Origin of the sequence: Actinoplanes sp. NPDC049265 (assembly GCF_043197135.1) — a bacterium.
Taxonomy (GTDB): Bacteria; Actinomycetota; Actinomycetes; order Mycobacteriales; family Micromonosporaceae; genus Actinoplanes.
Map to the genome: position 1 here is coordinate 43141 of NZ_JBICSP010000029.1, position 22353 is coordinate 65493.

At 72.8% G+C, this 22353-nt stretch carries 11 protein-coding genes; 9 read left to right on the forward strand and 2 right to left on the reverse strand.

From position 1 onward, the window contains the following. Positions 1-3 precede the first annotated feature (3 nt). Positions 4-873, reverse strand: a complete 870-nt coding sequence (locus ACGFIO_RS40705; protein WP_392835717.1) for an alpha/beta fold hydrolase — start codon at positions 871-873, stop codon at positions 4-6. A 29-nt stretch (positions 874-902) separates the two neighbouring features. After that, positions 903-2132: an ATP-grasp domain-containing protein gene (locus tag ACGFIO_RS40710; RefSeq protein WP_392835720.1), complete on the reverse strand. Its 1230-nt coding sequence runs from the start codon at positions 2130-2132 to the stop codon at positions 903-905. Between the two features lie 156 nt (positions 2133-2288). Here ACGFIO_RS40710 and ACGFIO_RS40715 point away from each other — a divergent pair, with 156 nt between their 5' ends. The 9 genes from ACGFIO_RS40715 (at position 2289) to ACGFIO_RS40755 (ending at position 22301) form a co-directional block, all read left to right on the forward strand. Then, entirely contained in the window at positions 2289-3092 is an 804-nt protein-coding gene (locus ACGFIO_RS40715; protein WP_392835721.1) for a peptidoglycan-binding protein, read from the forward strand. Positions 3093-3179: 87 nt separating this feature from the next. After that, on the forward strand, positions 3180-6275 hold the full coding sequence (locus tag ACGFIO_RS40720; RefSeq protein ID WP_392835723.1) for a type I polyketide synthase: 3096 nt from the start codon (positions 3180-3182) through the stop codon (positions 6273-6275). Continuing rightward, a complete protein-coding gene (locus ACGFIO_RS40725) occupies positions 6272-7417 on the forward strand; it encodes a MupA/Atu3671 family FMN-dependent luciferase-like monooxygenase (protein ID WP_392835726.1) in 1146 nt (381 codons plus the stop codon). Before ACGFIO_RS40720 ends, ACGFIO_RS40725 begins: the two co-directional genes overlap by 4 nt. After that, positions 7414-8325, forward strand: a complete 912-nt coding sequence (locus ACGFIO_RS40730; RefSeq protein ID WP_392835728.1) for an aminotransferase class IV — start codon at positions 7414-7416, stop codon at positions 8323-8325. The genes ACGFIO_RS40725 and ACGFIO_RS40730 overlap by 4 nt, the downstream gene beginning before the upstream one ends. A gap of 22 nt (positions 8326-8347) precedes the next feature. Then, positions 8348-9082 (forward strand): hypothetical protein, encoded by a 735-nt coding sequence (locus ACGFIO_RS40735; RefSeq protein ID WP_392835730.1) that lies wholly within the window; start codon positions 8348-8350, stop codon positions 9080-9082. 43 nt (positions 9083-9125) lie between these two features. Then, on the forward strand, positions 9126-12080 hold the full coding sequence (locus ACGFIO_RS40740; RefSeq protein WP_392835731.1) for a condensation domain-containing protein: 2955 nt from the start codon (positions 9126-9128) through the stop codon (positions 12078-12080). Further along, entirely contained in the window at positions 12061-12273 is a 213-nt protein-coding gene (locus tag ACGFIO_RS40745) for an MbtH family protein (RefSeq protein WP_392835733.1), read from the forward strand. The genes ACGFIO_RS40740 and ACGFIO_RS40745 overlap by 20 nt, the downstream gene beginning before the upstream one ends. A gap of 48 nt (positions 12274-12321) precedes the next feature. Further along, positions 12322-14784, forward strand: coding sequence for an amino acid adenylation domain-containing protein (locus ACGFIO_RS40750; protein ID WP_392835734.1), 2463 nt, complete (start codon positions 12322-12324; stop codon positions 14782-14784). Then, the gene (locus ACGFIO_RS40755; RefSeq protein ID WP_392835736.1) at positions 14781-22301 is read left to right on the forward strand and encodes an amino acid adenylation domain-containing protein; all 7521 of its coding nucleotides are present in this window, start codon (positions 14781-14783) and stop codon (positions 22299-22301) included. Before ACGFIO_RS40750 ends, ACGFIO_RS40755 begins: the two co-directional genes overlap by 4 nt. The last annotated feature ends 52 nt before the right edge of the window (positions 22302-22353 follow it).

Consider the following 22353-nt stretch of genomic DNA (forward strand, 5'->3'; position numbering starts at 1 on the left):
GCCCTACCGCCAGACGCCGAGCAGGTCGGTCAGAATGGCTTCGGCGTTGCGGCTCGGGGTGGTGTGGCCGCCGTCGTACCAGATCGTCATCGCCGCGTCCGGGATGGAGTCGGCCAGTCGCCGGGCCGGTGGCAGCGGGCAGCTCGGGTCGTCCGCGCTGTGCCAGAACCGTGTCGGGCAGCCGATCGAGGCGGGGTCGAAACCCCAGGCCTGCCCGGGGGCCAGCGCGACGACGTCGTCCGCCCAGCCGGTGACCCCGTCGCGTAGCGAGTCGCGGATGTTGTCGGCGGCGATCTGCTGGACCTCCGGGCGGGAGAGCCACTCGAGGTCCTCGGGCGACGTGTCGGCGGAGAACGTGCGCTGCGAACGCTCGGCGTCGGCGAGCATCTGGCCGCGGATCGCCTCCAGCCGCCGGGCGATGCCGGTGCGGCCCTCCTCCCGCACGATGCGGAACGATTCCCGGTTGATCTCGGACAGCGAGGCCTCCTCGGCCGCGTCGAGCGGGGCGACGGTGCAAACCACGGAGCAGGCGGCGACCCGGTCGCCGAGCCGGGCGGCCGTTGCCAGCGCGTACGGGCCACCGGCCGAGAGCCCCTGCACGGCGAACCGGTCCACGCCCAGATGGTCGGCCACGGCGGCGACGTCGGAGGCGATGTGCGCGACGAGGCGGCCGGGCAGCTCCGCCGATCTGCCGTACCCGGGCCGGTCGAGGGTCACCACCCGGAGGCCGAGACGTTCCCACACCTTCGGTTCGGAGTGCCGGGCGAGCCGTCCGCCGGGTGCGCCGTACATCCAGAACAGGAGACGCCCGCCCGGATCCCCCCATTCCTCGAACGCGTAGGCGCGGCCGTCGGCCAGAGTGATCGTCGGCATGCTGGTCCTTTCCGTGGTGCGTCGCCGGTTCAATCCGGTGCGGTGCTGAGGGCGAGGAGATCGGCCAGGCGCATCGCATGCCGGCGGGAATCCGGGCCGGAGCTGCCCGCGGCGGTCAGCATCGCCGGCATGTCGCCCTCCTGGCGCAGCTCACGGACGTGGTCCCCGGGCCGTACGCTGACGTACAGCGAGAGGCAGGCGGGGTCGTCGGCCACGGCCTCGGCGGACAGGCCGGGTTGCACGACTCCGGGCGCGGCGTACACGTCCATGTAGGTTCCGGCGGCGGCCGCCGCTGGGCCGGTCAGGTCGGGGCGCCGGCCCAGCAGCTGTTCGAACACCGCACGGTGGACGTTCACCCCGCTCACCGTCTCGACCAGCTTGACGAACATGTCGCGCGCCGATCCGGCCGGGCGATTGTGCAGTTCGCCGAGCACCACCCGGCCGTCGTGGATCCAGAACTCCACGTGGAAGGCGCCGAAGGTCAGTCCGGCCGCACCCAGCCCGTCCCGGACGACCCGGGTGGCCTGCTCGGCCAGGTCCGGCGGGAGTGGCGCCGGCGCGGTGATCTGCTCCACCAGGATCGAGTCCCGCAGCGGCGTCTTGACGAACAACGCCAGCACATGCGGCCGGCCGTCGACAAACAGGCCGTCGGCGCTGTACTCGGTGCCCGGCTGGAACTCCTCGACGATGAAGTGCTGCCGATGTGCCGGTGGCAGGACCGCCACGGCGGCGGCCACGTCGTCGACCCGGCGCACGACGGTGACGCCCAGGCTGCCGTGCGTGTTGGTCGGTTTGACCACCCAGGGCCCGGGGACCCGGCTGACGAAGGCCGTCGCGTCGTCGACACCGGCGCACAACGCCGCGCGCGGCTGGGCGAAGCCGCGTTCGCGCAGCCGTTCCCGGCACCGGAACTTGTCCCGCACGAGGCTCGCCGCGGCGAACGGGCTGCCGGGCAGGCCCAGCGCCTCGGCGACCGCGGCGGTCGTCGGTACCGCCCACTCGCGGAAGCAGTACACGCCCGCCAGGTTCTCCCGCGCGGAGTAGGCCTTTGCCCAGGCCACGTGACCGTCGATGTCGGTCCGATCGAGCTCGACCGCGAGGTCCGCCCGCGCGACCACCTGGGGTGCGGCGGCGAGCCGCTCCGCGGTCTCGGTGACGATGACCCGGAAGCCGTACTCCTTGGCGAAGGTCACGCAGTCGAGCCCCGCGCCATTGATGCCGCCGCCGACGATGAGCAGGGCCGGTTGTCCAGCGCCCATGAAGATCACCTCATCCACGGCACCCGCGTCTGATCCGCTGAATCGGTCTGGTCCGCCAGAACGCTAGGAGGGCCGGGTTGTGCTGGGGTTATGCGCCGGTTCGCTTTCCCGGCGACGGTTGGCCGGCGCGGCGTACGCTCGCCTAGGCTCGGCGACGTGACCAGCTACGTCGAGGTTCCGCCACCGCCGGGCGCGCCCCGGCCGGTCAATCTTTACAACGCGAGCTGCACGGACGAGCTCGACGCCGGGATCCGGCACGGGTGGGTCTGCGAGTTGCAGCGGTTGTTGCGGACACACGGCTTCGAGGTCGTCGTGGACGGCGTGTGCGACCGGGCCACCCGCGACGCGCTGATGTCCTTCCAGGAGAGTGCCGGCCTCCGGGTGAGCGCGCGGCTCGACACCGCGACCAGACGGGAGCTGTATCGCACGCCGCTGTCGAAGCCGCCATCGGACCGGCTGGCCGGTCTGTCCGCGAGGGTGGCCGAGGCCTCGCGCGAGGCGATTCAGGCGAAGGTCCCGTTCATCTGGGGCGGCGGCCACGACACGGCGTTCGGCCCGTCTCTCGGCACCTCCCTCGGATGTACCGACTGCACCTCGCCGTGCATCGCGGACACCACGGTCGGTGTCGACTGCTCCGGCTTCACCCGCTGGGTCTACTGGGCGGCCGGCGCCGGCGAGATCGGCCAGGACACCGGTGACCAGCTCGCCAACCCGTGGTTCGGGCGGGTCCCCACGGCGGCGGCCGTCCCCGGCGACCTCGTGTTCGCGGGCACCGTCGAGATCGATCCGGACTACCCGGACCCGCATCTGGGCGTACACGTCGGTGTCTATATCGGACCGATCGACGACGTGCCGATGCAGGTCGCCGCGCCGCACACCGGCGAGAACGTGCGGCTCCAGCGGATCGACACTGAGAAGCTCATCGGTTACTACCACCTCGGCGCCGGTCCCGGCGCATAACTATCGCGCAACTGACCCCGCTTAACGTCCCGAAGTGCCGGCGCCGCCGCGTACGACGACCGTGAACCTTCGGTGACGAGGAGCGTCATGACCACACTGCCGTTGGCCCAGCACCGCGACTCGATCGCCGTCATCGGCATGGCGGCCCGTTTCCCCGGGGCGCGCAACGTCGACGAGTTCTGGCGGAACCTCTGTGAGGGCGTCGAGAGCATCCAGCGTCACACCCGGGAGGAGGCCTTGCGCCGGGGCATGACGCCGGAGCAGGTCGACGACCCGAACTACGTCAACGCGTCGGGCGCGCTGGAGGACGCCGACCGCTTCGACGGCGCCTTCTTCGGCTACTCGGCCCGGGAGTCGGCGATCATGGATCCGCAGCATCGGATCTTCCTCGAGTCCGCCTACCACGCACTCGAGGACGCCGGCTACGACAGCCGTCGTCACCGCGGGACGGTCGGCGTCTACGGCGGCTGCACGATGGACACCTACCTGGTTCGCAACGTGCTCGGTCCGGGGAGCGCGGCGGTCAACGCCGTCGGCGACATGCAGACCATGCTCGGGCACGACAAGGATTTCCTGGCCACGCGCGTGTCCTACCAGCTGGACCTGCGCGGACCCAGCATCGGCGTGCAGACCTCGTGCAGCTCCGCCCTGGTCGCCGTCCATCTGGCCTGCCGGGCGTTGCTGGACGACGAGTGCGAGCTCGCGCTGGCCGGCGGCGCGTCGGTCCGCCTGCCGCACGCCGCCGGCTACCTCTCGACGCCGGGCGCCTCCTCGCCGGACGGCCACTGCCGCGCATTCGACGCCGACGCCGCCGGGCCGGTCGTCGGCAACGGCGTCGGTGTCGTGGTGCTCAAGAGATTCGCCGACGCCGTGCGCGACGGTGACCAGATCCACGCGGTGATCCGCGGATCGGCGGTCACCAACGATGGGCAGGCCAAATCGAGCTACACGGCGCCGAGCGTCGGCGGGCAGGCCGCGGCGGTCGAACGGGCCCTGCTGCGGGCCGGTCTGACCGCACGCGACATCGACGTCGTCGAGGCCCACGGAACCGCGACCCCGATCGGCGACCCGATCGAGGTGGCCGCGCTGTCCCGGGCCATGCGGGGTGCCGAGGACTGTCTGCTCGGCTCGGTCAAACCCAACATCGGCCACCTCGACGCGGCCGCCGGCGCGGCCGGTCTGATCAAGGCGATCCTCATGGTCAGACATCGCAAGGTGCCGCCGGTGCTGCACTTCACCCGCCCGAACCCGCGCCTGGAGCTGGACTCGACGCCGTTCCGGATCCCGGTGGAGGTCGTCGAGCTGACGGCGGACCGGCCCGCCCGCGCCGGGGTCAACTCCGTGGGCATGGGCGGCACCAACGCGCACGTCATCGTCGAGCAGCCGCCCGCGCGCCCGGCGCCCGGCGCGTCCCGGCGCCGGCGGCACCCGGTCCTGCTGTCCGCCCGGTCGCTGACGGCGCTCGACGAACTGAGCCGGTCGGCCGGGCAGTACATCCGCGAGCGACCGGACGAGCTGGCGAACGCGGCGTACACCCTGGCCGCCGGACGCACACCGTGGGAGTTCCGTCGTTCCCTGCTGGCCGGATCGGCCGCCGAGATGAGCGACGCCCTGCTGGTCAGGGGCAGTCGCCGGGTGCGCGACGGCCACGCCGACGGCTCGCTGCGGACCGCCCTGGTGTTCGCCGGCCAGGGCGCTCAGCGGCTGGGCATGGGACTCGCCCTCGCCGAGGCCGAACCGCTGGTCGGGGAACATCTCGACACGGTCTTCCAGATCTTCGGTCGGCACGGCATCGACCTGGCCCCGGCCCTCGACGAGACCGGTGACCGGGAGGCGAAACGCGCGCGCCTCGCCGAGACGCAGCTGACTCAGCCGGCCCTGTTCGCCGTCGAGTGGGCGGTCGGGCGCGCGTTGCTCGACTGCGGGGTGCGCCCGTACGCGTTGTGCGGGCACAGCATCGGCGAGTTGACGGCCGCGACGCTGGCCGGGGTGTTCTCGCTGAGCTCGGCCGTCGACATCGTCATGGCCCGGGGCAGGCTGCTGGCCGCGACCGCCCCGGCAGCGATGGCGTCGGTCCGGCTGTCGGAGAAGGAGACCCTGGCCGCGATCGAGGGGAGTGAGCTGTCACTGGCGGCGGTGAACGGTGATCGCCTCGTCACGGTCGCCGGTCCGGCCGATGCGGTGGAGCACTTTCTCGAGGAACACCCCGGCAGTCGGCTGGACGTCACCCGCGCCTTCCACTCCACGCTCGTGACGTCGGCGGCCGAGGAGTTCGCGCGGGTCGTGGCGCGGTACGAACTGCACCCGCCGCGGATCCCGGTGGTCGGCAACCTCACCGGCGACTTCCTCACCGACGACCAGGCCGTCAGCCCGGAGTACTGGGGCCGGCAGATGGCGTCGACGGTGCGGTTCGCCGACGGGCTGGCGCGGCTGTCCCGCGACGGCGTGAACTGCTTCGTCGAGGTGAGCCCGGACCGGTCGCTCACCGCCATGCTCCAAGCCGCCGTGCCGGGCGCGGTGCGGATTCCCGCCCTGACCGGCGCGGGCGACGAACCGGCCGCTGACCTGCTGGAGGCCCTGACGGCGTACTGGCTCGCGGGCGGCGATGTCGACTGGTCGGCGGTGTGGCACGGGGAGTCGCGCGAACGGGTCAGCCTGCCGCTGTATCCCTTCGAACGCACCCGGCACTGGCTCGACGCGGACCCCGGCGCGGCACGCCCGGCGCCCGCCCGCGCCCCCGCGGCCGGTGTCCGGACGGCCGCCGCCGGGCCCGGGGGCCTCGCGGACCAGACACCGATGCAGGCCTATCTCACCGCGCTGTGGCTGGAACTGCTGGGCGGCCCGGAGATCGGCGTGCACGACGACTTCTTCGAGGTCGGCGGCCATTCCCTGCTGGCCATGCAGATGGTCACGGTCCTGCAGCGCGACGGCGCCGAAGGGCTGGCCATGACGACGGTCTTCGACCTGCCGACCATCGCGCAGCTGGCCGAGTTCCTGGAGGACCACGGCATGCGACCACCGGACCCGTCCGGGCCGGCGGCCCGGCACGTCGCGCCGATGAGCGTGCCGATCGACCCGGTCGCGCCCGACGAACCGACCGCGGCCCTGATCGCGTCGCTGGAGGCGATGTCCGACGAAGAGGTGGAGGTCCGCCTCGCGCAGCTGAAGGAGTCCGGCCGATGACGACCACCTCCGAGGACGACGTCCGGCAGCTGTCCCCGAGCCGTCGGCAACTGCTCGACCACCTACTGCGGAAGCAGCGGAACCGGGATCGCGCGCCGATGGCCGTCAGCCTGTTCTTCTTCTCGTCCGACCCCGACGACCGGCCCGGGCAGAAGTACGAGCTGCTGCTGGAGTGCGCCGAACGCGCGGACCGGGCCGGCCTGCACGCGGTCTGGGTTCCGGAGCGCCACTTCGACGTGTTCGGCGCGCCCTACCCGAGCCCCGCGACCCTGTTGGCCGCCGTAGCCGCACGGACCAGCCGGATCCAGTTGCGGGCCGGCAGCGTGGTGCTCCCGCTGCACGACCCGCTGCTGGTCGCCGAGGAGTGGGGTGTGCTCGACGCCATCAGCCGTCAGCGCATGGGCATGTCGCTGGCCTCCGGCTGGCACGCCGACGACTTCGTGCTCGCACCGGACGCCTACGAGGGCCGGAAGGACATCCTGCTGGATGGTCTGGACACGATGCGCGCGCTGTGGCGCGGCGAGGCCGTGACCAGGACCGGACCGGCGGGTCGCGAGCTCGAGGTGCACGCCTATCCGCGGCCCGAGACGCCGCCCGAGATCTGGCTGACCAGCTCGGGCAACCCGGCGACCTGGGAGGCCGCCGGCCGCCACGACCTGCACGTGCTGACCGCATTGCTCGAGCAGACCGTCGACGAGCTCACCGTCAAGGTGAACCAGTACCGCCGGGCGCTGGCGTCGTCGGGGCACAGCCCGGACGGCAAACAGATCACCTGCATGCTGCACACCTGCCTGGCCTCCGAGGCGGACGTGGTCGCGGACCGGGTCCGTGAACCGCTGATCAGATACCTCTCACAGCACCTGCGGCTGTTCGAGAAGTTCGCGGCCAGCAACGACGTCGGCGTACGGCCCGAATCGGTCTCCGAGACCGACCGCGCCATCCTGCTCGAACACGGTCTGCGGCGCTACATGACCTCAGCCGGATTGTTCGGAAGCGCCGAGACCTGCCGGCCGATGATCGACCGGCTGGCGGACGCCGGGGTGACCGAGGTCGGCTGCCTGATCGACTTCGGGTTGCCCGCCGACCAGGTGCTGGAGTCCGTCACCGAACTGGGCCGGCTGCAAGCCGCGGTGAGATCGTGATCACCGACGCCCACTCGGTATCCACCCGGCACGACGGTGATCCGGCGCGCGAGGTTCCGTTCGGCGGCAACAGCCTGCAGCACGGAACCGCGGTGTTCGAGGGTATTCGCTGCTACGACGGCGCCGGCGGTCCGAGCCTGTTCCGTCTCGACGACCACCTCCGGCGGCTCCGGCGGTCGGCCGACCTGATCGGCATCGCCGAGCCGCCGCCCCTGGCCGAACTGCGGGAGCGGGTGCTGGCCGCGGTTCCGGACCATCTCCCGGACTGCTACCTGCGCCCGGTCCTGTATGCGCCGGACCCGATCCTCGGGCTGGATCTGCGACGGCTCCGGTTCCGGCTCGGTATCGAGGTCTGGCCCGCCGCGCCGGTGGCTCGGCACGCCGGTCTGTCGCTGACGATCTCACCATGGCGGCGCCCGCCCGCCGAGTGCCTTCCGGCGGGCGCCAAGGCGACCGGGGCCTATGTCATGTCCGCGGTGGCCCGCACCGCGGCGGCCCGGGCCGGGTTCGACGACGCGGTGCAACTCGATCTGCACACCGGCCGCGTCGTGGAGGCTTCGGTGTCGAACGTCTTCCTGGTCAGCCGCGGGGTGTTGCGTACGCCGTGGCTGACCGACGGACCGCTGGCCGGCATCACCCGGGACACCGTGCTGGCGCTGGCCACAGACCTGGGCATCGACGCGCGGGAAGGTCCGGTGACGACGTCCGAGCTCCACGAGGCCGACGAGATCTTCCTGACCGGCACGGCGATCGAACTCATGCCCGTACGCGCCCTGGAGGGGCGCCGCCTCGACCCGTCCGGCCCGATCTTCCGCGCCCTGCTCGCCCGCTTCGACGACGCGGTCAGCGGGCTCCTGCAGGCGCCAGACGGCTGGCTCACCCGTGCGCCGATTCCGGCGACCCGCTGAAATCCCCCCGATAGGAGTCGACATGTTCGAGCTGTTCCACTGCTTCGGCGCCAAGCCAGAGCACCGGGTGAGCGCCGAGGTCGCCGTACGCATGCTGACCGCGAGCAAGTGCCGTTACCTGGCCGTCAACACGCACTCGATCGACGAGGTCGCGCGCGGCGCCGATCTGCCGGTGGGATACGCGGACGCGACGCTGGGCTCGGTCACCGCGCTCCTGGGTCCCGGCCACGGCGTCATTCCCGTCCTCAACATCAACCACCCGGTCACGGCGGACGAGGCGGTGGAGCGGGCCCGCCGCGCCGTGGACCTCACCGACGTGCGTGTGATCAAGCTGGAGGTGCTGGCCGGGGACTCGCTGACGACCTCGAACGACGTGGAGGTGGTGGAGGCGGCCCGCCGGTTGGTCGCGGACGGCCTGGAGGTCTGGCCGCTGATCTCGGCGGACGTCGCGGTCTACCGCACCTGCCTGGAGCTGGGTGTGCCGATGGTGCGCGTGATGGGCTCACCGATCGGCGCCCGCCGGGGCATCGATCCGCGGGTCCGGCCGGCCGTCGAGGCGATCCTCGACGGTGACGAGGTGCCGGTCATGCTCGACGGCGGCATCGGCTCCGTGGCCGACCTGACCGGCGCCATCGAGCTCGGATTCGAATCGGCGCTGGTGAACTCCTGCCTGTTCGCCGAGGGGGCCGACCCGGTGGCGATGCTGGCGCGGATGCGGGCGGCGGTCGACGCCGGCGCTCTGGTGCCGCGCGGCTGAGCCGGGCGAGTCGTTGACCAACGCCGAGACAGGAGGGGGACTCATGCCGGCGACGCGTGCGCCTCTGTCGTTCAGCCAGGAATCCCTGTGGCTCACCGAGGAGATCGTTCCCGGGCTGACCCAGTATCAGATGGTCGCGGTCTTCGAGATCGGCGGCCCGCTCGATCGGACGCTGCTGGAGCGATCCATCGCCACCACGGTGCGGCGCCATGAGCTGCTGCGCTCGCGCTTCACCCGGGAGCCCGGCGGCCCGTGGCTGACCCTCGGCGAGATCAGCGGGGACGTCCTGGGCTTCGTCGACCTCTCCTCGGTGCCCGCCGGCCCGGCCGCCGACGGGGCGGTCGATGCCGTGGTGAACCGGTGGTTCCAGCAGCCGCTGGACCTCGGGGCGCCGCCGTTGCTGCGCGGCGAGGTGGTGAAGCTGGGGGCGGACCGCCACCTGCTCGTCCTGACCACCCATCACATCGTGAGCGACGAGCTGTCGTTCGCCATCCTGCAACGTGAGCTGTTCACCTGCTACGAGGCCTATGCCGCGGGCGCCGAGCCGGATCTTCCGAAGCTCACCGTGCAGTACGCCGACTACACCACGTGGCAACGTGACCAGACGGCCGGGCTCAACGAAGGCCTGTCCTACTGGGCCGCCCGCCTCGCGGATCTGCCCGCCATGCGGCTGCCCGCGGACCTGCCCCGGCCGGGCGTCCGCCGGTTCACCTGCGCGTGGACGGAGGCCGACCTACCGGCGGACGCCGTCGAGGCGTTGGGGGAACTCGCCCGCAACCGCGGAACCTCCATGTTCACGGTCCTCCTGGCCACGTTCGAACTGCTCCTGGCCCACTGGACCGGGTCGCCGGAGGTGGTGGTCGGCACCCCGGTCGCCGGCCGGCCCGAGCCCGAGCTGGAACACCTGGTCGGCTTCTTCGTCAACAGCGTCGTGCTGCGCGGTCGCTGCGAGCCCGGCGAGGCGTTCGCCGACCTGCTGACACGCGTCCAGGCCGACCTGACCGAGGACCTCGCGTACGAGCACGTCCCGTTTCACCTCGTGGTCGAACGGGTCAATCCCGGCCGGGACCGCGGCGTGCACCCGCTCTTCCACACCGCCTTCCACATGGTGGCCCTGGACGGGGGCGACTCCGGTGTGCTCGCCGACCTGACCATCCGCGATCGGTCGACCGAGTTCCTGCGATCGGCCGGCGCCACCACCGAGTTCGATGTGGTCGCCCAGGTCATCCTGGGCGGGCAGCGACCCCGCATCCAGATCCAGTACGCGGCCGAGTTGTTCCGGGCCGGGACGATCGAGGAACTCGCCGAGCAGTACGGGCGGCTGATCGCCGCGGTCGCCGTCGATTCCGCCACCGCTCCCGAGCCGCCCACGTTCACGCGACGCCGTCAACCGCCCGCGGCGCCCGTCGCCGAGGCCGTACCGGTAGCCGTCGTCATGCCCGCCGGGCGACACGCGACCGAGGCGCTGGAGATCTTCCGCAGTGAACTGGACGTGCCGGAGGCGGCGTTCGGCGACGACTTCTTCGCCATCGGCGGCAGTTCGCTGATCGGCGTGCGGGTGGTCCAGCGGCTGCGCGACGAGCTGGCCCTGAACCTGTCGATCATCGATCTGTTCGACGCGAAGACCATCGGCGAGCTGCTGACCCGATGTGGCGTCGAGCCGGATCCGGCGGTGCGGCCGTCGTACGCCAACACCCGGCTGGCCGAGCTGAACCGGCTCGCGGGCAGATCCGCCGGTGTCTACAACTGCCCGGTCGCGCTCCGGCTGACCGGCGAGGTGGATGTGGCCGCCCTGCGTGCGGCGCTGCGCGACCTCGCCGAGCGGCACGAGCCGCTGCGTACGGTTCACCTCGAGCGTGACGGCGGCACCGTCGCCGCCGTGCTGGACATCGACCGGGCCGAGCCGGACTTCCTGATCGTCCCGGTCGCGGCCGGGCAGGCGTCCGAAGTGGTGACGCGGGAGGCCGCCACGCCCTTCGACCTGGGCGGCCGGCCACCGTGGCGGGCCCGGCTGTTCGACTCCGAGGCCGGCCGGACGCTGCTGATCGTCATCCACCGGGTGGCCGCGGACGCCTGGTCGACTCGGCCCCTGCTGGCCGACCTGGCCGTCGCCTACACCGCCCGGACCGGCGGCCGGCGGCCCGGCTGGGAGCCGCTGCCGATGCGGTACTCGGAATATCTCGCCGGATGGTCCGACCGGCCGCCCCGGGCTCAGCTCGACTTCTGGCGGGCCGCCCTGGCCGGCCGGCCCGAGGTGGCCGGGCTGCCCGCCCGCCGCGCCGGCGAGGCGCCGGTCGCCTATCGCGGCGACTGGCTGGCGTTCGACATCCCGCCCGAGGTCCACTACGGCTTGCGGAACCTGGCCGCCCGGCACCGGGCCAACCTGTTCATGGTGCTCCAAGCCGGCGTCGCGGCGACGCTGACCGAGCTCGGTGCCGGAACCGACATCCTCATCGGATGTGCCGTCGCCGGCCGGCCCGACCGCCGGCTGGACGATCTCGTCGGCGCGTTCGCCAACCGTCTCGTGCTGCGCGTCGACACCGGCGGTGATCCGTCGGTGGACGAGCTGGTGCGGCGCGTCCGGCGCACGAGCCTGGCCGCCTTCGCCAACGGGGAGGTACCGCTGGCCCGGCTGACCGATCGGGACCCGGGGTCCCCGGGGCGGGAACAGTCGCTCTTCCCGGTCGCCATGACCATCTGCACGGCGCCCGTCCTCGCCGCCGACCTGCGCATGCCGGGCCTGACCGTCGAGCCGGCCGAGGCGAGCACCGGGCTGATCGGCGAGGAGCTGGCGTTCGAGTTCACCGAGCTGGACGCGGACCAGGACCGGCTGCTGTGGGGAGTGGTCCAGTACGCGACCGAGCTCTTCGACCGTGCCACCGCGCAGGAGCTGATCGACCGGGTTCGGGCCCGGCTGGTCGTGTTCGCCGCGCACGCAACCCGTACCAGCCCATCCGGCCAGAAAGGGGTGATCAGCGGTGTCGAATCCGTTCGATGACGAAGCAGGCGTTTTCCTGGTGCTGCGCAACGACGAGTGGCAGTACTCGCTGTGGCCCGCGCATCTGACGGTGCCGGGCGGCTGGGAGGTCGTCTTCGGCCCCGGCGCCCGGCCGGCGTGTGTGGCCCACATCGACGAGAACTGGCAGGACATGCGCCCGCGCAGTCTCATCGAGGCCTCCGATCCGGACTGACCGCCGTGCCATCGCCCGCCCGGCCTCGAGCAGAAACGGATTGAGCGCATGACATCGACTCTCCCGGAGCTGATCCGCCACCGGATGCGGTCCACACCGGACGCCGTCGCCATCGTGGCCGGGGACACCGAGGTGACCTACCGCGACCTCGGCCGCCGGGTCCGGGCGGTCGTGGGCGGGCTGCGCAAGCTGGGCGCCGGGCGCGGCACCACCGTGGCGGTGGCCCTGCCGCACGGCATCGAGCAGGTCACCGTCCTGCTGGCGCTCACCGAGGCCGGCGCGACGTACCTCCCGGTGGATGTCGATCTGCCCGCAGAGCGTATCCGGCACATGGTCGGCGATGCCCGGCCGTGTTGCGTGGTCGCGAGCGACGACCTGCGGAACGGTCCGGCCGGCGCCCTGATCGGTGCCGCGGCGCGTGTGGTCGGCGTCGGGGAGCTGACGACATCGACGGCGCCCCCGGACGACCGCCCCGGCGGACCGGTCGCGGACGATGTGGCCTACGTGATCTACACGTCCGGCTCCACCGGCCGGCCGAAAGGGGTGGCGGTCTCGCACGCCGCGGTGGTGAACAACCTGGTTTGGGTTCAGCGGCGGTACGGGCTGCGGGTGGACGACCGGGTGCTGCACAAGACCCCGCTCGGGTTCGACGTCTCGGTCTGGGAGCTGCTCTGGCCGCTGGTCACCGGTGCGGCTCTGGTCATCGCCGACCCCGCCATCCACAAGGAGCCGGTGGCGCTCGCGGAACTGATCGAACGCGAGCGGATCACCGTGGCGCACTTCGTGCCGTCCATGCTCGACGTGTTCCTCGACAGCGCCACCGTCGCCGGCAGCCTGCGCATGGTCGTCCTCAGCGGCGAGGCTGTGCCGGCCCGACTGTGCCGCAAGTTCCTCGAAGCCTCGTCGGCGTCCCTGCACAACCTGTACGGTCCGACCGAGGCGGCCATCCACGTGACGTCCTGGGACTGTCCGCGCACGCCGCCCGACGACACCGTGCCGATCGGCCGGCCCGTCGACAACACCGAGCTTTACGTCCTGGACCAGGCGCTGCGTCCGGTCGAGCCGGGCGGCACCGGCGATCTCCACATCGGCGGCGCCCAGCTGGCCCTGGGCTACCTGAACAACGCGGCGCTGACCGCCGGGTCCTTCGTCGCCAACCCCTTCGGGCCGCCCGGAGGGCGGATGTATCGCACCGGCGACCTGGCGCGGTGGGACGCGGACGGCGAGTTGCAGTATCTCGGCCGATCCGACTCGCAGGTGAAGATCAACGGTGTCCGGGTGGAGATCGGCGAGGTGGAGGCCGCCCTGGAGCGCCATCCCGCGGTACGGCAGGCGGCGGCCGTCCTGGCCCGGACCGCCTCGGGCGAGCCCTACCTGTCGGCCGTCGTCACGGTGGACGCCGGCGCGGCTCCCGGCGCGGACCGCCTGATCCGCCTTCAGGAACTGCCCGAGGAGGTCCGTCCCACGATCCTGGAGCTGGCTCCCGGACTGCCGGTCTGCGTGCCCGACGAGGCCACCGCACGGGCGGCCTACCAGGAGGTGTTCGAGTGGGAGGCGTACACCCGCGGCGGGGGGCTCATCCCCGAGGGCGCCCGGATCGTCGACGTCGGGGCGGGTATCGGCATGTTCGCGATGTACGCGTCGACGCGGGCTCCGGGCGTCCGGGTCCTGGCCGCCGAGGCCACCCCAGGGACGTTCGACCTGCTGCGCCAGAACATGAGCCTGCACGCGGTCGACGCCGTGCTGCTGCCGTACGACCTCGGCGCCGGAGCCGGGCGGGCGCACGTCCCCGCGCGCACGATCTCGCAGATCCTGGACGAGGAGGGCATCGATCGGGTGGACCTGCTCAAGATCGATGCCGCCGATCACGGTGGTGATCCGCTCGCCGGCGTCGAGATCCGGCACTGGCCGGGTATCGCTCAGGTGTGCGTGAAGGTCGCCGAGCCCGGTGCCGACGCGATGGCGGCCCGCCTGACCGGCCACGGGTTCTCGGTCCGGTCCTGGCGCCCGCCCGGCGGCATCAGCCCGGCGGTCCACCTCTACGGCGTACGCGAGCGCGGAGATCTGCCCCAAGCCGGCGTCGCGCCGGTCCGGAAGCCCATGGTCTCGCTGCTCTCCCTCGCCGAGGAGATCCGCGCCCGGTCCGCGACCGTGCTGGCGCCCGCGATGGTGCCCGCGAAGGTGCGGGCGGTGTCCCAACTGCCCCTCACCCCCAACGGCAAGCTCGACCGGGCGCGGATCGCCTCGATGGCGGCCACGGCCGCACCCTCGTCCGGGCGGGTCGCCGCCACCGAGCGGGAGCGGATCCTCTGTGACCTGATCGGCGCGGTCGTCGGAGCCGCCGACGTGGGCCCGGACGACAACGTCTTCCAGCTCGGCGCCACCTCGCTGGCCGCGGTGCGGCTGACCGCGGCGGTCAACAAGAGGTTCGGTGTCCGGCTCCGGTTGCGGCTGGTCGTGGACAACCCGACCGCCGCGGGCCTGGCTCAGCGACTGGACGAGATGCTGTGACCGGCGAGGTCCGGCCCCGTGCGGCGACGATACCGGAGCTGTTCGAGGCGCAGGTGCGGCTGACCCCGGAGGCGCCGGCGGTCGTCAGCGGCGCCGAGGCGTTGTCGTACGCGGAACTGAACGACCGGGCGAACCGGCTCGCCCGGTTGCTGGTCGATCGTGGGGCTGGCGTGGGCCAGGTGATCACGGTCCTGATGGCACGCGACGCCGGCCTGGTCACCGCCGTGCTGGCCGTGCTGAAGGCCGGCGCCGCCTTTCTGTGCGTCGATCCCGGCTACCCGGCCCGGCGGATCGAGCAACTGTTCGAGGACACGCAGCCGGTGCTGGTCCTGGCCGATGCGGCGAGCGTGGCCGGTCTGCCGGCCGGTACGGCCGATCGGCTGATCGTCACCGGGCCGCCGATCCGCGCCGAGGTGACCGCCCGGTCCGGCTCGGACCTGCGGGACGCCGACCGCACCGGCCCGCTGAGACCGCTCGACCTGGCCTATGTGGTGTACACCTCCGGCTCCACCGGCCGGCCCAAGGCGGTCCAGAACGTCCACCACGGCATCTCCTGCCTGGTCGAGGAGCACCGGCGCACGCTGGGTGCGGGATCCGGGAGCCGGGTCCTCCAGTTCGCCTCGCCGAGCTTCGACGCCTTCGTCTCCGAACTCTGCACGGCCGTGCTCACCGGCGCCTGTCTGGTCCTCTCCGGTTCCCGGGAGGCGATCACCGGCGAACGTCTCGGCCGGCTGCTCGCCCACCACGACGTCACCCACGCGATCCTGCCGCCGGCCCTGGTGCAGGCGCTGCCGGACGACGCCCTCCCGGCGGGCATGTGTCTCGTCGTCGCCGGTGAGGCCTGCCCCGGGGACCTGGTCCGCCGGGCCGCCGCTGGCCGCGAGATGTTCAACGCGTACGGCCCGTCCGAGTCGACCGTCTGCGCCACCATCACCGGCCGGCTGTCCGCCGAGGCTCCCGTCGACCCGCCGATCGGCCGGGCCATCCTCGGCGCCGAGCTGTACGTCCTCGACGCCGATCTGGGGCCGGCCGCCGCCGGCGAGCTGTACCTGGCCGGCGCGGGCCTGGCCCGCGGGTACGCCGGCCGCCCGGGCCTGACCGCGGAGCGGTTCGTGGCCTGCCCCTGGGGCCCACCCGGGGCGCGGATGTACCGGACCGGTGACCTGGTGCGCCGCGCCCGCGACGGTGAGCTGGAGTTCGTCGGACGCGCCGACGATCAGGTCAAGATCCGGGGCTTCCGGATCGAGCCCGCCGAGGTGGCGGCGACACTGTCGGAGCACGCCGCGGTCGACCGGGCGGTCGTGCTGGCCCGGCCCGACCGCCGCGGCGACCAGCAGCTGGTCGCCTACGTCGTCGTCCGCGGCAGGCCGGAGCCGGACGGCTGGTCGGAACTGTACGACGACCTGTACGGCGCCGAGCGTCCCGCAGTGCCGCTGGGCACCGACTTCCGCGGCTGGAACAGTTCGTACACCGGCGAGCCCATCCCGGCCGCCGAGATCGGCGAGTGGCGGGACGGTGTCGTCGAACGCGTCCTCGAGCTTGGTCCCCGGCGGGTCTTGGAGATCGGAGCCGGCACCGGGCTGATCCTGGCCGGAGTGGCGCCTCGGTGCGAGCTGTACTGGGCCACTGATCTGTCCGCGAGAGGCGTACGGCTGCTCGAGGGTCAGGTGGGCGCCGATCCGTCCCTGGCCGGCCGGGTCGTGCTGCGGGCGCAGGCCGCCGACGACTTCAGCGGGATCCCGGGGGAGCGGTTCGACACGGTCGTCATCAACTCGGTGGTCCAGTACTTCCCCGGTCCGGGCTACCTCGGGCGGGTGCTCGACCAGGCGATCGAGGCCTTGGAACCGGGCGGGCATCTGGTCGTCGGCGACGTTCGCGACCTGCGCCTGTTGACCGCCTTCCACGCCGGTGTCCTGCTCGCCCGGGCGGGCGGCACCGCGGATCCGGCCCGGGCCGTCCGGACCGCCGTCGCGGCCGAGCGCGAGCTGGCGATCGACCCGGCCTACTTCGAGCACTACCGCAGCCGCAACGCGGCCGTCGACCTGGTCTCGGTCCGGGTCAAGCAGAGCGGCCGCGACAACGAGATGACCCGCTACCGCTACGACGTGGTGCTTCGGAAGCGGCGGCCGGGCGCCCGTCCCGTGCCCCCGGCTGTCCGGAACGTGGCCTGGTCACCACGTGTGCCCCTCGACCGGCAGGTGGCGGCGCTGCTCGCGGGCGGCGGCGGTGGTACGCCGGTTCGGTTGACCGGAGTACCCAATCGACGTGTCGTCGGTGACCTGGCCGCGCTGCGCGAGATCGAGGCCGGGCGCGGTACCGAGGTGGCTCGCAGCGCGGCCCGGTCACACGACACGGGCGACGTCCCGGATCCGTCGGCGCTGTTCGACCTCGGCCGGCCGCACGGCTTCACCGCCACGGTGACCTGGTCGTCGGCCGTGGACGCGGTGGACGTCATCTTCTCGCCGGGGCCCGGCGTGCACCCGGCCGAGACCGGCGCCGGGCCCGGCCCCGGTCACGACGTGGAGAGCTCGACATATGCCAACCGGCCCGTCCGGGCGAACGGCGCCGGTCTAACTGCGGACCTGCGGCGGTTCGCCGGGGAGCGGCTGCCCCCGTTCATGGTGCCCGCCGCCGTCGTGGTGCTGGACCGCCTGCCGCTGAACCGCAACGGGAAGATCGATCGCGCCGCGCTGCCCGATCCCGGCCGGCCCGCCGGAGCCGGTTCCGGGCGTCCGCCCCGGACACCCCTCGAGGCGACGCTCTGCGAGCTGTTCGCGGACCTGCTCGGGCTGGAGTCGGTCGGCGCCGAGGACGACTTCTTCGCCCACGGCGGCCACTCCCTGCTCGCGGTGCGTCTGTCGGGCCGGATCCGGTCGAGCCTCGGGGTGGAGGCCGACATCCAGACCCTGTTCGCCCACCCGACGCCGGCGCGGCTGGCCATCCGCCTGGACGGCCTCCGCCCGGGCCGGGCCCCGCTGCGGCGCTGGACCCCCCGGCCGGAGCGGGTTCCCCTGTCCCACGCCCAGCGGAGGATGTGGTTCACCGATCGATTCGGCGGGATGGGCCACGCCTACAACGTGCCGTACGTCGCCCGCCTCTCCGGCGTCCTCGATCTTGATGCCCTCCGGCGGGCCTTCGGTGACCTCGTGACCCGGCACGAGACGCTCCGCACCGTCTTCCCGACCGTCGACGGGATCCCGGTTCAAAGGGTCCGGCCCGCCGCCGAGGCGCTCCCGCTGCTGAGGGTCGTCCCGGTCACCGCCGACGATATGCCGGCCGCGGTGACCGCCGCGGCCGGCCACACCTTCGACCTCTCCCGCGAGCAGCCGCTGCGGATCACCCTGCTCGAGGTCGCGCCGCGCGAGCACGTCGTCGTCGTGCTGATGCACCACATCGCCACCGACGGCTGGTCCATCGCGGTGCTGCTGCGCGACCTCGAGGTCGCGTACGCGGCACGCCGCGCCCGGCGGGATCCGCCGTGGTCACCGCTCCCGGTCCAGTACGCCGACCACGCGCTGCGGCAGCACGAGCTGTCCGACCCCGACTCGCCGGCGGGTCGGGAGATGGCGGCCCGGGTCGCCGAGGCCGTCGCCGGCCTGAGCGGAGCTCCGGAGCAGCTGCCGCTGCCGGCCGACGTGGCCGCCACGGCCGGTCCGGGCGGCCCCGGCGGCCACGTCGAGTTCGTGATCGGCGCGCCGCTGCATCGGTCGATCACCGCGCTCGCCCGCCGGCATGAAGCGACCCTCTTCATGGTCCTGCACGCCGCCCTGGCGGCCCTCCTGACCCGGATGGGTGCGGGCAACGACATCGTGGTCGGCACCCCGGTCGCCGGCCGCGACGACGACCAGCTCGACGACCTGATCGGGTTCTTCTCCAACAGCCTCGTCCTGCGCGTGGACACCGGCGGCAGCCCCACCTTCGCCCAGTTGCTGCGACGCGTGCGCGACGCCGACCTGACCGCGTTGTCCCGGCAGGACGTGCCGTTCGACCTGCTGGTGGAGGCCGTGAATCCGGTCCGGGACCCGGCCCGGCACCCGTTGTTCCAGGTCATGATCGCGCTGGACAACAACACCGCGCCCGAGCTCAGGCTGGACGGGCTCACCGTATCGCCCTGGCCGGTGCCGCCCAGCGAGTCGAAGTTCGACGTGTCTCTCGAGCTGGTCGAGAAGCACGACGCGAGCGCGGGTCCGGCCGGGATCGCCGGGACCTGGCAGTACGCGGCCCGCCGGTTCGACTCGGCCACCGTGGAGGCGCTGGCCCAGCGTCTGCTCGACCTGCTCGACCAGGTTGTGGCCGACCCGGACCGTCCCATCACGACCTGGGATGTGGTGCTTCCCGAGGAGCGCGACCGGATCCTCGGGACGTGGGCCGGCACCCGCCGGGCCGCGGGCACCATGCTGCTGCCCGGCCTGGTCGAGGCCCGGGCAGCCCGGTCGCCCGACGCGACGGCCGTCGAGTGCGCGGACCGGGTGTGGTCGTACGGAGGGCTCAACGCCGACGCCAACGTCCTGGCCCGGCTGCTGGTCGCGCGGGGTGTGGGCCCGGAGACGGTGGTCGCGGTGTTCCTGGACCGGTCGCCGGAGATGGTGATCGCGCTGCTGGCCGTGGGCAAGGCGGGCGGCGCCTATCTGCCGCTCGACCCGGAGTACCCGGCGGAACGGGTGCGGTACATGCTTCGTGACAGCCGGCCGGTGCTCGTGGTGACCGACGTACGCTCCCGGCCGCGACTGGGCACACGGGATGTACCGGACGTGTTCGTCATCGACGACGTCCAGGCCGGCGACGCCGGGGGATCTCCGGACGGTTCCGGCCGTGCTGATCTCTCCGACCCGGACCGGCTGGGCGTGCTGCGGCCGGCGCATCCCGCGTACGTGATCTACACGTCCGGGTCGACCGGCCGGCCCAAGGGCGTGATGGTCACCCACCAGGGGATCGAGGGTTTCGTCGCCGGGGCGGTGGACCGCTTCCGGGCGACCGGGCGCGACCGGGTCCTGTTCCACGCCTCGCCGAGCTTCGACGCGTCGATCCTCGAACTCGGCCTGGCCTTCGGCACCGGAGCGACGCTCGTCCTTCCCCCGGCCGGCCGGCTGGCCGGTGACGATCTCGGCACGGTGCTGCGCTCCCGCCGGATCACCCACGCGCTGATCGCTCCGAGCCTGCTGGGGACGCTGGACCCCGACACGCTGCCCGACCTTCGTACGCTGATCGTCGGCGGCGAGGCGTGCGGCAGCGAGCTGGCCGCCCGCTGGGCGCCGGACCGGCACATGGTCAACGCCTACGGTCCGACCGAGGCCACCGTCATGGCGACGACCAGCGGCGCGCTGGGCGGGGGCGCGGCGCCACCGATCGGACGGCCGCTGGACGGCATCCGTGTTCACGTCCTCGGCCCGTGCCTCGAGCTGCTTCCGCCCGGGGTGGCGGGGGAGCTTTACCTGACGGGCCCGGCCCTGGCCCGCGGCTACCGGGGACGGCCGGCCGCGACGGCGGAGCGGTTCGTGGCCTGCCCGTACGGCCGGGCCGGGGAGCGCATGTACCGCACCGGCGACCTGGTCAGGTGGACGCGAGGCGCGGAGCTGGAATTCGTGGGACGGGCCGACGACCAGGTGAAGGTCCGGGGGCACCGGGTCGAGCTCGCCGAGGTGGAGGGGGCTCTCCTGGCGGATCCCGCGGTCAGGCAGGCGGCGGCGGCCGTGCTGACCGGCGCGGCCGGGACCGTCAATCTGGTCGCCTACGTGGTCCTGTCCGGGCCGGATGCGGCGACCGCGGAACCGGGGCGCCTGCGCCGGGTGGCCGCGAGGACATTGCCCGGTTACATGGTCCCGGCGGCCGTCGTGGTCCTGGCCGATCTGCCCCGCACACCCAGCGGAAAGGTCGACCGCGCGGCGCTGCCCGGCGTCGACTTCGGTGTGGCCCGGCGGGGCCGGGAGCCGCGTACGGCTCGTGAGGCGCAGCTGCGTGATCTGTTCGTGCGGGTGCTCGAGGTGCCGGATGTCGCGGTGGACGCGAGCTTCTTCGACCACGGCGGTCACTCGCTGCTCGCGGCGCGCCTGGTCACTCTGGTGCGGGAGGAACTCGGCCGGCCGCTGGGGGTCCGTGACGTGTTCGAGGCGCCGACCGTCGAAGCGCTCGCCAAGCGGCTGGACGTCGGGGGTGACCTGGCCGACGACCGGCCGTTGGGGCGGCCGTCCGGCGGCGGCGCCCGGCCGGCCTCGGACGGCCAGCGCCGGCTCTGGCTGCTGGACCAGATGGAGGGTGCGAACTCGTTCTACAACATCCCGCTGGTGTTCCGGCTGACCGGCGACATCGACGCCGGCGCGCTCCGGTCAGCGTTCGCCGATGTGGTGCTGCGTCACGAGCCGTTGCACACGGTCCTGGTCGACGAGGACGGTGAACCGAGGACGGTGCGAGCGCCCGCGCATGCCATTGCCAGTCGTTTCGCTCGGGAGAGCCGGTCCGGGCACGAGCTGGAGGCCCGGATCGCCCGGCTGCGTGAGTACGAGTTCGACCTGGCCGCCGAGGTCCCGATCCGGGCCTGGCTGCTGACGTCCGGCGAGCGGGCGGCGGTGCTGCTGGTCGTGGTGCACCATGTCGCCTTCGACGGCCGGTCGGTCCGGCCCTTCCTCGGCGACCTCGCCCAGGCGTACGAGGCGCGGCGCGCCGGGCACGAACCCGGGTGGCCGTCGCTGCCGATGACCTACGGAGATCACGCCGCTCGGCAGCGCATGATCCTCGGCGACGCTGCCGATCCGGCCAGCGTGCTCTCCCGGCAGTTGACGTTCTGGCAGGACCAGCTCTCCGGGCTGCCGACCGAGACGGCGTTGCCGTTCGACCGGCCCCGGCCCGAGCGCCCGAGCCGTCGCGGGGGACAGGTGAGCTTCCTGATGGAGGCCGGCCCGGCGGCGCTGCTGCGACGAGCCGCCCTGTCCTGCGGCGCGACACTCTTCATGGCGGTGCACGCGGGCCTGGCGCTGATGTTGCGGGACAGCGGCGCGGGTGAGGACATCGCGGTGGGTACGGTCGTCGCGGGCCGTTCCGCGGAGTCGTCCGACGCCCTGGTCGGGTTCTTCGTCAACACCGTCGTGCTGCGGACCGACCTCTCCGGCCGGCCGGGGCCGGAGCAGCTGCTGACCCGCGTCCGGGATGCCGACCTGACGGCGTTCGAGCACCAGGACGTCCCGTTCGAGGTCCTGGTGGACGCGCTCCGGCCGGAGCCCGCGCCCGGGCGCAATCCGCTGTTCCAGGTCGCGCTGGTCTTCGAGCACGCTGACGACACCTCGTTGCGGCTTCCCGATGTGCGGGTCACACCGCTGCCGCAGGCGCACGACGTCGCCAAGTTCGACCTGACCGTGGTGGTGACGGTGACCCCGGCCGGGACGCTGGAGGTCGCCCTGGTGTACGCCGCCGAGCTGTTCGACCGCCCGACCGCCGAGGTTCTCGCCCGGCGGCTGGAGGAAGCACTGCACGGGCTCGCGCGCGTAACTGGTCCTGAACCGTCCGTACATAAAGTGCGAACGTAGCTTCTCGCGGCATCCGTCGCGGCTGGTGCCGCGCCCGGAAAGCGAAGGGCCA